The organism is Acidovorax sp. 94 (assembly GCF_003634645.1).
GTDB classification, from domain to species: domain Bacteria; phylum Pseudomonadota; class Gammaproteobacteria; order Burkholderiales; family Burkholderiaceae_C; genus Acidovorax; species Acidovorax facilis.
The window spans coordinates 1,182,221-1,194,474 of record NZ_RBJA01000001.1 but is presented as its reverse complement, the minus strand read 5'-3'; the positions used below and the strand labels follow the sequence as shown (position 1 = coordinate 1,194,474).

Annotated in this window: 13 protein-coding genes and 1 pseudogene; 9 read left to right on the top strand and 5 right to left on the bottom strand. The window is 65.0% G+C overall.

The window, feature by feature from the left end:
* Nucleotides 1-230: 230 nt before the first annotated feature.
* Entirely contained in the window at nt 231-695 is a 465-nt protein-coding gene (locus C8C94_RS25415; protein WP_147433233.1) for a hypothetical protein, read from the bottom strand.
* Between the two features lie 167 nt (nt 696-862).
* Between C8C94_RS25415 and C8C94_RS05580 the strand changes: the two genes are divergently transcribed.
* The 5 genes and pseudogenes from C8C94_RS05580 (at nt 863) to C8C94_RS05565 (ending at nt 4,530) form a co-directional block, all read left to right on the top strand.
* Nucleotides 863-1,345 carry a GreA/GreB family elongation factor gene (locus C8C94_RS05580; RefSeq protein WP_121420023.1) on the top strand — a complete coding sequence of 161 codons (483 nt, stop codon included), beginning with the start codon at nt 863-865 and terminating at the stop codon, nt 1,343-1,345.
* A gap of 47 nt (nt 1,346-1,392) precedes the next feature.
* Nucleotides 1,393-1,599: pseudogene (locus C8C94_RS26020) on the top strand (hypothetical protein); the annotation flags it as partial.
* A gap of 97 nt (nt 1,600-1,696) precedes the next feature.
* Nucleotides 1,697-1,999, top strand: a complete 303-nt coding sequence (locus C8C94_RS05575) for a helix-turn-helix transcriptional regulator (protein WP_121420022.1) — start codon at nt 1,697-1,699, stop codon at nt 1,997-1,999.
* A 43-nt stretch (nt 2,000-2,042) separates the two neighbouring features.
* Entirely contained in the window at nt 2,043-3,374 is a 1,332-nt protein-coding gene (locus C8C94_RS05570; RefSeq protein WP_121420021.1) for a type II toxin-antitoxin system HipA family toxin, read from the top strand.
* A 94-nt stretch (nt 3,375-3,468) separates the two neighbouring features.
* On the top strand, nt 3,469-4,530 hold the full coding sequence (locus tag C8C94_RS05565; protein WP_233573405.1) for a phytanoyl-CoA dioxygenase family protein: 1,062 nt from the start codon (nt 3,469-3,471) through the stop codon (nt 4,528-4,530).
* A gap of 184 nt (nt 4,531-4,714) precedes the next feature.
* Here C8C94_RS05565 and C8C94_RS05560 read toward each other — a convergent pair whose 3' ends face one another.
* Nucleotides 4,715-6,031: a sodium:proton antiporter gene (locus C8C94_RS05560; protein WP_121420019.1), complete on the bottom strand. Its 1,317-nt coding sequence runs from the start codon at nt 6,029-6,031 to the stop codon at nt 4,715-4,717.
* A 183-nt stretch (nt 6,032-6,214) separates the two neighbouring features.
* Between C8C94_RS05560 and C8C94_RS05555 the strand changes: the two genes are divergently transcribed.
* Nucleotides 6,215-6,841, top strand: coding sequence for a hypothetical protein (locus tag C8C94_RS05555; RefSeq protein ID WP_121420018.1), 627 nt, complete (start codon nt 6,215-6,217; stop codon nt 6,839-6,841).
* A 193-nt stretch (nt 6,842-7,034) separates the two neighbouring features.
* Nucleotides 7,035-7,322 (top strand): DUF6150 family protein, encoded by a 288-nt coding sequence (locus C8C94_RS05550; RefSeq protein ID WP_121420017.1) that lies wholly within the window; start codon nt 7,035-7,037, stop codon nt 7,320-7,322.
* A 54-nt stretch (nt 7,323-7,376) separates the two neighbouring features.
* Here C8C94_RS05550 and C8C94_RS05545 read toward each other — a convergent pair whose 3' ends face one another.
* A complete protein-coding gene (locus C8C94_RS05545) occupies nt 7,377-8,222 on the bottom strand; it encodes a fumarylacetoacetate hydrolase family protein (protein WP_121420016.1) in 846 nt (281 codons plus the stop codon).
* Nucleotides 8,223-8,502: 280 nt separating this feature from the next.
* Here C8C94_RS05545 and C8C94_RS05540 point away from each other — a divergent pair, with 280 nt between their 5' ends.
* Complete coding sequence (locus C8C94_RS05540; RefSeq protein WP_121420015.1) at nt 8,503-9,102, top strand: chromate transporter; 600 nt, start codon at nt 8,503-8,505, stop codon at nt 9,100-9,102.
* On the top strand, nt 9,099-9,713 hold the full coding sequence (locus tag C8C94_RS05535; protein ID WP_121422720.1) for a chromate transporter: 615 nt from the start codon (nt 9,099-9,101) through the stop codon (nt 9,711-9,713). Before C8C94_RS05540 ends, C8C94_RS05535 begins: the two co-directional genes overlap by 4 nt.
* Nucleotides 9,714-9,876: 163 nt before the next feature.
* Here C8C94_RS05535 and C8C94_RS05530 read toward each other — a convergent pair whose 3' ends face one another.
* Both C8C94_RS05530 and C8C94_RS05525 read right to left on the bottom strand, forming a co-directional pair.
* On the bottom strand, nt 9,877-11,109 hold the full coding sequence (locus C8C94_RS05530) for a Yip1 family protein (protein ID WP_121420014.1): 1,233 nt from the start codon (nt 11,107-11,109) through the stop codon (nt 9,877-9,879).
* An 83-nt stretch (nt 11,110-11,192) separates the two neighbouring features.
* Nucleotides 11,193-12,233, bottom strand: a complete 1,041-nt coding sequence (locus C8C94_RS05525; protein ID WP_121420013.1) for a VWA domain-containing protein — start codon at nt 12,231-12,233, stop codon at nt 11,193-11,195.
* Nucleotides 12,234-12,254: the final 21 nt, after the last annotated feature.

Sequence of the window (12,254 nt, the reverse complement as noted above, 5' to 3'; positions counted from 1 at the left end):
TGTTCAACCGTCCAAGTATAAAAATTCCGTGAAACCCGACATGCTTCAAATCGGCAAACTATAGCTTGGTGGGCAGACAACGAAATTTGCAACAGCCCCGTGCAACAAGTCAATGGCAGCTTCCGGGCCGCGCTTCGGAACGGCTGCTCAGGGCCCGTTGCGGCCGTTGCAACGACTGTGGCTATTGACCAGTAGGAGCCGTCCAGGGCTAGCGGCAACGGATGCTTAATCTACTGAGGAGCGGGAATATTTGCGTACGTTCGCCGCAATGATGGGCTACGCGAAGCCAGTGCGCCAAGGCCAAAGCATGTTGCTATGCCAACCACTGCCCACAGCGACCCGAGAGCCACCCAAGAGAACGATTTGGCGATGAGGATGTAGGCTTGCCAACTCATCAACGCGATCAGCATGGTCGCGCATGCTTTCAGCTTATGTGAGGGCGCGAGCAACACGCCAGTGCAAACAAGAAGTATCGAAACTGCAGCGTAGCTAATCGACCAGATCGAAATTGATACGGGTGGAAAAGCACATAGTCCGGGCGACGAACGCCACCACCCTTCTGGACAGACAAACCTCCCCCAATGCGTGACCTGATAAAAAATCAGCATTTGGCCGACATTGACAGTGCCGAAGCAAAAAATTGCCAAAGCCAACCAACGAACGGCTGCAACAACGCTGAGGGGAAATCTTTGCATGGCTCAGTCTATCCCTTCGTACCTGGCAATGGGCTCCATCAATGATCTCATCGGTAGCAGCGTGCACTTAGCTGAAGGTCACGGCAGCCAACAAGAGCGTCGAGGGCTGGTGGAGTCCTTCACAATCAAGACTTACCCCCGTTTGTTCGAGATGCCGCCCCTTCATCATGGATAAATTTTTGCTGCAGAAGCAGGTGCTGGAACGGCTCGCCGAAGACCTGGTGCAAGCAGAACAGGCAATGCGGGCGGCCCATGAAACGGCCACTCACGAAGAAAACATCGCCGAAAACAAATACGACACATTAGGACTCGAAGCCGCCTACCTGGCCACCGGCCAAGCTCGGCGCGCCGAAGCCATCCGCCAGGCGATAGCCAATTGGCGCCAATTCCGCCCGCGCCCCTACGACGCCAGCAAAGGTATCCAGCTCGGCGCGCTGGTCTGCCTGGTTGATTCTGACGACAAGGAGCAGCAGCTCTTCCTCGGCCCGGATGGGGGCAGCATGAAGTTGGTCAGCGGCGCACAGCTCGTTCAGGTCATCAGCAGCGAGGCCCCTGTGGGCGGGGCCATGCTGGGTAAATGCGAGGGTGACGAGGTGTCGATACAGGTCGCTTCAATCCGACAGCAGTTTGAGGTGCTGCGGGTTCATTAAGCTGCATGTAAGTCCACGCCGAATGGGCCGATGTCAATAGAGGTTCGGGCGTGGTGAACGTACCGGCTGGCTGGCAAGGTCAGCCGAACTTTGAACCAGGCCACTGGGTCCGAGGTGTCGCATGCGCGTTAATGAGCGCTGAGTGGCCCAGACCGCGAACTCAGAGGGCCGACACCACCGACTGCAACCGCTGCATTGCGCCCGTTCCGGGCAGTCCTGCCGGAACAGTGGCACAGACTGGGCCTGACCTGTAGCGGCATACCCGCCACTTCTCGCTCCCGTTGGGTCAAAAAACTTTGCGAAAAGATAAAATTTATACTCTTTTTAAATATTAAGAGTATAAATAGCATCATGTCTACTGACCTCATACCTACCCTTGCCGCCGCCCGCAAGGCCCACCAGATGACCCAGGCCCAGCTTGCCGAGCTTGCAGGCCTTAGCCGCATGACGGTGCAGCGCACCGAAGGCGGCGACCTGGACCCGCGCTATTCCACCCTGGCTGAAATGGCCCGCGTGCTGGGCATGGACATCATTGCCGTGCCCAGCAGCCTGCGGCCCAGCCTGGAGGCGTTCATCCAGTCGGGGGGCAAGTTTCTGGGGCAGCCCGAGGGCGTGGATGCCCCGCCATCCGTGGTGGACGGGATGCGACGCTGACCAATAGCGGTCACAACGTGCGCACCCATTCCGCCAACACTCCATGAGCACCTCCATCCGCTACCTGCGCCTGTACCTGCACCGCCCGGCAAAGGCGGACGGGGCGGCGGGCGGTCGCGAGCCGATTGGCTACCTCTCGCAATACGGCGACATCCTGCGCGTGTCGTTTGACGAGAGCTACATCCGCAACCCGCAGCGCCCCACCCTGTCGCTGAGCTTTCAGGGTGCCGACGAGGCCGCGACGCAGCAGATCCTCGCGTCGGCGCGGGATGCGCGGCTGGTGCGCACCGATGGGCGCTGGCCGGTGTACTTTCAGAACCTGCTGCCCGAGGGCCACAACCGCGAGCGGCTTGCGCACGAGCGTGGCTGTAGCCCCGATGACGAGTTCGAGCTGCTGGCCGCCGCAGGCCACGACCTGATGGGCGCGCTGGAGGTGGAGCCCGTGCCTGCGCAACACGGCATCCCGGACGTGGTGCGGCACTGGCACACGACCCAGGGGCTCGATGTGCTGGAGCCGGGGTTTGTGGAATACCCGGTGGAAGACGCGGCCTCGCTGCCCGGCGTGGTGACCAAGTTCAGCGCGGTGCAGGACGGCCGCCGCTACACGGTGCATCGCAAGGGCGCGGCGGGCAGCGTGATCTTGAAGCTGCCCACCACCGCCCACCCCGACCTCGTGACCAACGAGTTCACCGGCTACCAGCTGTGCAAGGCGCTGGGCCTGCATTGCGCCGATGTGCGCGTCATCACCCGGGCCGAGGCCGACCTGCCCGATGCCGTGCCCTTCAACGAAATTCTGGCCGTGCAGCGTTTTGACCACCTACCCGGCGGCGCCCGCGTGCACATGGAAGAGTTCAACCAAGTGCTGGGCTACACGCCGCGCCAGAAATACGGCAAAACCCATGGCAAGGGCGCACTGCAGGACTGGGCCACCATGCTGCGCGTGCTCAACCGCCTGAGCCGCCAGCCGGTGTTGGACACGCGCGAGTTTCTGGCGCGCATGGTGGCCTTCATCCTCATGGGCAACACCGACGCGCACCTGAAAAACTGGGCCCTGGTCTACCCCGACGGCCGCGTGCCACAGCTGGCCCCGGTGTACGACCCGGTGTGTGTGGCCGCGTTTTTTGAGGGCGTGCCGGACCAGCAATATGCCGTGAACCGCGCCATCGACAACACCCTGCGGGCGCTGACCTGGGACGACATGGAAGGCCTGATGAAATCGGCCGGGCTGCTGCGCGTGCCCCGGCACCTGGCCTTGTTGCGCGACACGGTGGCGCGGGCCAAAACGGAATGGCCCAGCCTGCTGGAGAGCGCCCCGGCGTCTGTGCGCAATGTGGTGGCGCAGCGGCTTGCAGGCGATGTGGCCCTGGCCCGGTGATGGCGGACCACCCTGCAAAATCGGCAGGCCTGCGCGCAGGGTTCGGCGCGGGCCGCGCCTTGTGACCCCGAACCGTTTTTGATTTGCTCCATCCATGCACTCCCCGATCGCAACCACCACGCCCCCAACAGCGTCTGGCTCCTTGCCGCCCGATGCGGACAGGGGCGCCCTGCAGGTCCCACACCTCAAACGCTGTTGGTCACGCTGGATGGCCGCACGCCAGGGCCAGGGTTTGAAGGGCGCCGAAGCGGAGGCCCACCGCACACAGATCGTGCTGGCCGCGCTGGGTGTGGGGCTGGAGCAGACCATGCAATACGTGCTGCGCGAGGCCCCGGAGTTCGCTGCCTTTGAGGACTGGATCGTGCGCACGGCGGGCGCGCCCGATGCCGCTACCGTGGCGCGGATTCAAGCCCTTGTGGATGGCGGCCCGGCGCCCGAAGCGGCCTTGCAGTTGCAGGCCCGGATCGATGCGATGGCGCCCGTGCTGAATGCGGACGACCTAGCGCATTGGGACGAGCATGGCTATGTGGTGGTGCGCCAGGCCACCACGCCAGAGCACAGCGCCGCCGCCGCACAGGCGGTGTGGGAGGCCGTGCGCGCCGACCCGGCAGATGGGGAGTCGTGGTACGCCCACGCCCCGCGCAACACCATGGTGCAGATGTTTCAGCACCCGGCATTCGAGGTCAACCGACGTTCCCTGCGCATCCACAAGGCATTTGCGCAGCTGTGGGGCACGGCAGACCTGTGGCGCAGCACCGACCGCTGTGGCTTCAACCCTCCAGAACGCCCCGGCTACCCCTACGGGGGCCAGGGCATGCACTGGGATGTGAGCCTGCACCAGCCTATTCCCTTTGCCACCCAGGGCATCCTGTACCTGACCGACACGCCCCCCGAACAAGGTGCCCTCACCCTGGTGCCAGGTTTTCACCGCCGGGTGGGCGACTGGCTGGCCCAGCTGCCCGCTGGGGTCGAGCCCCGCCAGCAAGACCTGCATGCGCTGGGTGCCACCCCCATCGGCGCGGGCGCGGGCGATCTGGTGATCTGGCACCAGGCCCTGCCCCATGGCCCCAGCCCCAATCGGGGCACGCAGCCCCGGCTGGTGCAGTACATCAACCTGGCCCCCGCCCATGTGCCTTGCCACGACACCTGGGTCTGAGAGGCTGAGAGTCTTTTATCCATGCCCGCCTTGCACGCGAAAACGCCTCGGCTCGGCTAAAAAACTCTCAGCCTCTGAGGTGCGGCGAGAGGGGGTCGCCCCCCAAAAAATACAAAACTCATAGCAACAAAACCATACAGATAAAGCGCTAGCGGTCATTTTCGATTGAACCGGTCTTGCTAACTCACCGTGGCCGCTGTGCCTTCGTCTTGCGGCGCGTCTCGTAGCGCCGCATCAGCGGCGTCACCGACACCCCGTGCAGCAGCACCGACGCCACCACCACCGCTAGCGTGATCGCCAGCAGGCGCTGCGCAATCACCGGATGCAGGTCGTGTGTGATGGCGTACATGAGGTAGTAGATGGAACCAATGCCCCGGATGCCAAACCATGCGATCAGGCGGCGCTGCGAGCGCTCTACCTTGGCGCCCACCAGCCCTGCATACACCGCCAGCGGGCGGATCACCAGCAGCAGCACGGGCACAAACCACAACACCTCGGTGCCAAAGTCCACCACCGAAAGCAGCGCACCCACCACCAGCACCACAGTCACTTCGGCCAGGCGTTCCAGCTGGGCGTTGAAGCGCTCGACCGACTCCATCATGTGGCCCGGCGCCTGAGCAGCCACGGGGGCTTCACCATCGTTGTTGTCGCCTTGAGCAGGCGATGCCACGGACGCAGCTGGCTCCGCCGCCGCGCGCCGCAGCGCCAACCCGGCAGCAAACACCGCCAGAAAGCCGTAGGTATGGCACAACAAGGCCACGCCATAAGCCAGCGCGATGAGCCCCAGCACCATGAACTCGTCCGGGCCCAGCGCCTCGCGGTGGCGGATGCGCAGGTACAAAATGGCCCGGCCCACAACCACGCCCAGCAGGTAGCCAATCAACAGGCCACCCACCACGGCCCAGAGCACGTCCACCGCCCACCAGCGCCAGCCACTCTCGCCCAGGTCGTGCAGCGACATCAGGCCCAGGCCCAGCATCACCAGCGGAAACGCCGCCCCATCGTTCAGCCCGCCCTCGCCCGTCAGGCCAAAACGCAAGCGATCACGGTCTTGCGGGTCGGACACCTGCACATCGGACGCAAGCACCGGATCGGTGGGCGCCAGGATGGCCCCCAGCAGCACGGCAGCGCCCAGCGGCAGGTGCAGCAGCCACACGCCCACGGCGGTGATGGCGCCCACGGTGATCAGCATCGACACGGTGGCCAGCTGCACCGGAATGCGCCAGCGCCGGTCGCGCAGGGGCAGATCCAGCTTCAGGCCCACGGTAAACAGCGAGATGAGCACGGCAATCTCGGTCAGCCGCTCCAGCAGCGGGGCATCACCCACCGGGTCCACTACCAGCAGGCCCAGCCCCCAGGGCCCAATGCCGACGCCCACGGCCAGGTACAGGATGGCCGAGCTGAGTGGCACACGCGCGATGAAGGAGCTGGTCAGGGTCATCACCACCAGCAGCAGGCCGACCAGCACAAAGCCCAGGGCGGGAAGCAGCTCAGCGGTCATGGAACACAGACTGGAGGGGGAAAAGGTTGCACGCGCATCCGGCCACTGTGTACGCCACCCGGGCCCACCGCTGCGGGGGGGCGGCCCCCCGGGCTGTCAGCGGATGTCGCCAATCGGTGGAGCGCCTTTCGGCGTTACCTGGCGTTGCATCTGTGCACAATTCCGTGACTAGTGTGAAAGCCCATGAACGTCTCCACCCTCTTCAAGATCGCCATAGCCCTGCTGGTGGCGTTTTTTGCCGTCGAGAAGCTCAGGGTGCACTACGCCGACCAGCGGCTGCAAAACCACGGGCTGGCCGCTGTCTCTCAGCCGCTGGCAGACAGCCCCGTGCAAGAAGCCACCAGCAAGGCGGCTTTCGAGTTCCGGGGCTACCAGGTCAAGCCACTGGCCACCTTTGCCGTGCGCGCACGGGTGTTGTCGCGCGAAGACTATTACGTGGGCAAGGAGGCCGAGCTGTCCCCGCTGGACCTGGCCCTGGGCTGGAAGCGCATGGCCGACCCTGCGGTGTACGAAGCCTTGAAAATCACCCAGGGCGGCCGCTGGTACCGCTACACCTGGCGCGACGAACCGCCCATCCCGCTGCAGGAGATCATCGAATCGTCAGCCAACATGCACATGATTGCAGCCACGCCCGTGGTGGAGCGGGCGCTCAAAAAGGCCCGTGCGGGGGCCTACATCCGCATCACCGGCAGGCTGGTGGAGGTGACACACCCCAGCGGCTGGCGCTGGACGAGTTCGCTCACACGGTCGGATTCCGGGGCCAATTCCTGCGAGCTGGTGTTTGTAGAGTCGGTGCAGGTGGAGAACTGACCCGCAACCGGGCCCTGGTTGCTCCTCGCACTCCCAATTTGATAGCTGCTTGCGCTTTCCCATCAAGCGCCAGGCCCTGTTTTTACTCAAAATCTTACATCTCTACAGGGCAACCCAGGGGCTGGCGCGCCCAAAGTCTGGATACCCTTGGAAGGACAAGCCCCCGCCCGAACCACCGCCCGAAAGGATGCCCATGGCCAAGATCCTGGAAGTGAAATACGAAAACCAGGCCGACGCCCACTGTTGCGAGGTGGCGCATGAAAGCCAGGCCGACCTGTGCTGGCACGAGGTGCACTACGCCACCCAGGCCAGCGGCGATGCGATCTGGTTCTTTGTGGCCTATGCCAACCAGGCCAGCTTCAAGGTCTACCGCGTCAAGCACGCCAGCCAGGCGGACCTGAAAATCTTCAGGGTCAGCACCCCGGAGCAGGCTGGCTGGCGAACCAAGGACCATCTGCTGATCGGTAAGCTGGGCAAATAGATCCGGCCCCAAGAGCGCTACGCCGTGTGAACCGCACCAGGCCCACCGCCCGACTCATCCACCCACGCACTTTTGCACCTGCTCACCCAGGCCCGTGGCGCCCAGGCGCATCACATCACCGGGCTTGAGGAACCAGGGGTCGGGCTTTTGCCCCAGCCCCACACCTGCGGGTGTGCCGGTCAGCACCACGTCGCCGGGCTCCAGCGTCATGAACTGGCTGATGTACGACACCACGGTGGGCACGCCAAAGATGAAGTTGCGGGTGCTGCCGTTTTGCACGCGCTGGCCGTTGACCTCCAGCCACAGGTCGATGGCGTGCGGGTCGGGCACCTCGTCAACCGTGGCCAGCCACGGGCCGATCGGGGCAAAGGTGTCGTAGCTCTTGCCTTTGTCCCACTGGCCGCCGCGCTCCATCTGCCAGGCGCGTTCAGACACATCGTTGGCCAGCACATAGCCCGCCACATGCTGCAGCGCATCGGCCTCGGCCACCTGGCGCGCACGAGTGCCGATGACGATGCCCAGCTCGACCTCCCAGTCGGTCTTGACGGCGCCGGGCGGAATGCGCACATCGTCGTTGGGGCCGCTGAGCGCCGTCACGGCCTTCATGAACAACACAGGCTCGGCGGGCGGCTGCAGGCCCGCCTCGCGCGCGTGGTCGGCATAGTTGAGCCCCACGCACACGATCTTGCCCACCCCAGCCACCGGGCTGCCCAGGCGCGGTGTGCCATAGACGGGCGGCAGGCGGCTTGCGTCGATGGCGACCAGGGCAGAAAGCGTGCGCGGGTTGAGCTGGGCCGGGCCCATGTCGGGCAGCAGCATGGACAGGTCGCGCAGCGTGCCGGTGGCGTCGATCAGGCCGGGGCGTTCTGCGCCGGGCTGGCCGTAACGGATGAGTTTCATGGCGGGAAATCCTGGTGGGGTCGGCGAAAGGTGGCAGTCGCAGCCAGAGCCGCGCTGCGCCGACACGCAGCATAGCGGCACGCAACCCTCAGCGTGTACGCCAATCACCGGCCCTGCCTTGCCGCAAGACGAGGGCCGCATCCCCTGCGCAGCCCGTGTGGCGCGCGTAACATGGCGCGGGGTGCACCGCAGCGCCAGCCGCGCACCCCAAATACTCCTGATTTAATAGCTTCCAACGCTTACCAGATAAGCGCTAGCAGCCATTTTTACTCAATTTTCCATGGCCACTGCCACCGATCTGCCCTCCCCGCCCCCGGAATCCCCACCCCGGCCCCAACCCCGCAACCCGTCCGATCTGTTCTGGTCTTTCACCTGGCTGGCCCTGCAAGGGTTTGGCGGCGTGCTGGCCGTGGTGCAGCGCGAGCTGGTGGAGAAAAAGCGCTGGATGACGAACGAGGAGTTTGTCGAGGACTGGGCCGTGGCGCAGATCATGCCGGGCCCCAACGTGGTCAACCTCAGCATCATGATTGGCGACCGCTACTTCGGCCTGCGCGGCGCGTTGGCGGCGCTGGCGGGCATGCTGACCTTTCCGCTGATCCTGGTGCTGGCCCTGGCCGTGGTCTATGCGCAGTTTGCCAGCCACCCGGCCGTGGCGGGTGCGCTGCGCGGCATGGGCGCCGTGGCGGCGGGGCTGATTGCGGGGGTGGGCATCAAGCTGTTTGTGTCGATCAAAAACCACCCGTTGGGCCGCCCGCTGTGTGTGGCGTTTGCAGCGCTGACCATCGTGGCCATGGCGTGGCTGCGCTGGCCGCTGTTCTGGATTTTGCCGGTGATCGGTGGCGCGGCCTGCGTGCTGACGTGGAGAAAGCTCGCGCCATGAATGCAGCCACCACCCTCACCGCATCCTTGACGGCCCTGAGCGCGGGCGACTGGTTCAACCTGTTCCTGTACTACCTGTCACTGTCACTGCTGGCCGTGGGCGGCGCCATTGCCACCGCGCCCGACATGCACCGCTACCTGGTGGAGCGCAACGCCTGGCTCACCGACCCGCAGTTCAACGCATCCATCGCCATTGCCCAGGCTGCACCTGGCCCCAACGTGCTGTTCATCGCGCTGCTGGGCTGGAATGTGGGCATCAACGCAGGCGGCCCAGGCCTTGCAGGCTGGCTGCTGGGCGCCCTGGGCATGGCGGTGTGCATGCTGGGCGTGATGCTGCCCAGCAGCCTGCTGACCTGGACCGCCACCCGCTGGGGCCACCGCAACCGCGAGCGGCGCGGCGTGCGCGCCTTCAAACAAGGCATGGCGCCGGTGGTCATTGGCCTGCTGCTGGCCACCTCGTGGGTGCTGACACGCGCACACGGCAACTTCGACACCGCTTGGCCCCTGTGGCTGCTCAGCGCCGTGACCGTGGTGCTGGTGTGGCGCACCAGGCTGCACCTGCTGTGGATGCTGGGGGCAGGCGCGGCATTGGGGGCACTGGGCTGGGTTTAAAGATTTTCTGCACAACTCCCTGCGGTCGGTGATAGCGCGGTCTCGGGCGGTCCGCTTCGTTGCTTTTCGTGCCAATAGCTGGGCCATTGGCTGCAAAAAGGCGCCTTGCGGCCCATCCCGCCCCCCCACTACCACTGTCTCGCAAGGGTTATGCAGCGCACCCTTAACGCTTGAGCGCCGCCAGTTGTCCGATCGGTACACCTTGTAGTGCGGCCTTCAAGTCCGGCATCGGCACATGGCCATTGGCGTCCAACAGCACGCCGTTGGGCAGCAGCATGGCAAAGCTCGACTGGCTGCCATCCTTGCGGTATTCCTCTTTGTAGGAGACGCCGTCCTTCTGGTACACGCGCTCGGCCTCATCGGCCGTTTCGCGGTCCACCGTGCCGCGCGACCACGCGGCCATGGCTAGCATGGGCATGGCGCCAATGTCGAGCACGCGCAGCTCGATCATCCGATCCCCTTCGGAAAACTGCGCGGTGACGCTGCTGAACTGCATGCCTGCCATGCCCTCGGTGCGCGCGTCCGCCGATGTGCGCGGCATGCCGGCCAGCGTGGCGGGCATCAGGCCCTTCAAGGTTTCCACCGCAATCGGCGCCCCGCCCTGCCCGCCCAAGGCGGCGCCCAGCGCCTCGCCCATGGCCTTGCCAGCCTCTTGCGTGTCGCCGCGCGCCTGGGCCTGCTCCATGCGGCGCGCGGCGGCCTCGACCTTGGCGGTGTCGATCTTGTTCTGCGTGCCCGGCACGCTGATGCTCACGTTGCCGCCCTCTGAACCGGCCAAGCCGCCCAGCCCCACCCCTGCGCGCGGCATGAACAGCGCGGACGCCCCGCCCACCACCAGCCCCAGCACCACGGCGCATGCCACCAGCGCCGCCGTGTAGCCCATGGCCTTTTCATGCGGTACCTTCATCAGCACGGGCGCGCCCTGGTACATCAGATAGATGCTGTACAGCGCCGCCACCAGCCCCAACATCGCCAGCGAAGGCAGCAGGCTGAACACCCCGCCCACCATGCCCGCCGTGGCGCCATAGGCCAGCAGCTTGAAGGCCGACGGCACGTGCGCCTGGCCCTGAAATTTGGGTGCGAGCGCGCTAGCCACCAGGGCCATGCCGTACATCAGCGCCAGCGTGAGCGCATAGCCCACCACCATGCCCACCAACCCTTGCACGATGGGCACGCGCACCGTGATGCCGAACGCGCCCACACCCACCAGGCTCTGGCCAATGAAGCCCGCCACGGCTGGAATCGCGGCCAGGTAGATCAAATAGCTTTTGTAAACGCGGGCGATGCTGTCGTCCTCGCCCGCAATCGTGGGCCAGGTTTCGCGCGGGCGCAGCAAGATGGCCTGTGCGCGCTCCAGCGCACCACGGGCGGCGGTGTTGTCGGCAAGTGTGGTCATGAGTTTTTCCAAGAAATATAGGTCAAATCGGGCTCTAGCGCTTTCTGAACAAGCGCAAGCAGCTATCAAATCAGGAGTTGCCGTTAGTTCTTCTTCGGTACCTCGACAACGTCTCCATGCCAGGCCCCCTCTGCCGCTCCGCCAGCGTCGCAATAGTCCCAAAAGCCCTGAAAATTGGTGCCTTCACGATTGAAGACGAGCGTCGCCCTGCCCCAGTAGTGCGTGCCGTTTCTTGATGCGGCACAGCGTTGGCCTGCCGACTTGGCGAACCAATGGCCCTCGAAATTGAAGCTGCCGCCCCCGGAGTCCGGGGTGAGCGCGCCTTCGATCGTGCCCGCGTCGGAACCGTCGGCGGCCGTGCCCGCGTAGCGCCCGGTCAAGCGGTTCTTGTCCGCACTCTCCACCGTCAAGCGGCCAAAGCTCGTGTCATAGACGCGGCCCACCATTCCCGACAGCTTGTCGGGCTGCTGCGGTGGGGGGCTGGAAGCCACCTTCTGCAATGCCTGGTTCAGTTCATTGGCATCGCGGGCGTCCACGTAGCGCCCGCCGGTGCTGCTCGCCAGGCATTGCAATTGCGCCTTGGCCTTGGGGTTCTTGTCGATGTCGAAGCCCACGACGTGGGCGGTGAAGTTCACGCCCAGCTTCTCCAGTTCCTTGCCCAGGGCGCAGGGGTCGGCATGACAGGTTTCCTCGCCATCACTCACCAGGATGACCGTGGCTTTGCGCTCGCTGAACTTCAGGTGCTCTGCTGCCATCCGCACCGAGGCGGAAATCGGCGTCATGCCCTTGGGCTGCAAGGCGTTCACCGCCTGCTGAAAACCGGCTTTGTCGACCGTGCCCGGGGCCTTGAGCATCTGAATGTCTGCGCAGTCGCCCTTGCTGCGGTGGCCATAGGCCATCAACCCCAGTTGCTGGCTGGCGGGCCAGGTGGCGAGCATGCTGCCCACGGCCTCGCGGGCGATCTCGATCTTGGCGCGGCCCGCGATCTGGCCCCACATGGAGCCGGATGCGTCGAGCACCAGCATGGATTGGCCGGGGCCTTGCGGCACGGTTTGCGCGTGGGCGGGTGCATTGGCGGCGCAGGCCAGCAGTGCGGTGGCGACAAGTCGGTGGGTGACAGGCATGAAATCCTCTTCAAAAAGAAA

Bases quoted from the DNA above. Each gene is read 5' to 3' on its own strand.
- C8C94_RS05525 (WP_121420013.1), bottom strand. From the start codon at position 12,233: ATGCCTGTCACCCACCGACTTGTCGCCACCGCACTGCTGGCCTGCGCC.
- C8C94_RS05555 (WP_121420018.1), top strand. From the start codon at position 6,215: ATGAACGTCTCCACCCTCTTCAAGATCGCCATAGCCCTGCTGGTGGCG.
- C8C94_RS05545 (WP_121420016.1), bottom strand. From the start codon at position 8,222: ATGAAACTCATCCGTTACGGCCAGCCCGGCGCAGAACGCCCCGGCCTG.
- C8C94_RS05570 (WP_121420021.1), top strand. From the start codon at position 2,043: ATGAGCACCTCCATCCGCTACCTGCGCCTGTACCTGCACCGCCCGGCA.
- C8C94_RS25415 (WP_147433233.1), bottom strand. From the start codon at position 695: ATGCAAAGATTTCCCCTCAGCGTTGTTGCAGCCGTTCGTTGGTTGGCT.
- C8C94_RS05565 (WP_233573405.1), top strand. From the start codon at position 3,469: ATGCACTCCCCGATCGCAACCACCACGCCCCCAACAGCGTCTGGCTCC.
- C8C94_RS05575 (WP_121420022.1), top strand. From the start codon at position 1,697: ATGTCTACTGACCTCATACCTACCCTTGCCGCCGCCCGCAAGGCCCAC.
- C8C94_RS05550 (WP_121420017.1), top strand. From the start codon at position 7,035: ATGGCCAAGATCCTGGAAGTGAAATACGAAAACCAGGCCGACGCCCAC.
- C8C94_RS05560 (WP_121420019.1), bottom strand. From the start codon at position 6,031: ATGACCGCTGAGCTGCTTCCCGCCCTGGGCTTTGTGCTGGTCGGCCTG.
- C8C94_RS05530 (WP_121420014.1), bottom strand. From the start codon at position 11,109: ATGACCACACTTGCCGACAACACCGCCGCCCGTGGTGCGCTGGAGCGC.
- C8C94_RS05540 (WP_121420015.1), top strand. From the start codon at position 8,503: ATGGCCACTGCCACCGATCTGCCCTCCCCGCCCCCGGAATCCCCACCC.
- C8C94_RS05535 (WP_121422720.1), top strand. From the start codon at position 9,099: ATGAATGCAGCCACCACCCTCACCGCATCCTTGACGGCCCTGAGCGCG.
- C8C94_RS05580 (WP_121420023.1), top strand. From the start codon at position 863: ATGGATAAATTTTTGCTGCAGAAGCAGGTGCTGGAACGGCTCGCCGAA.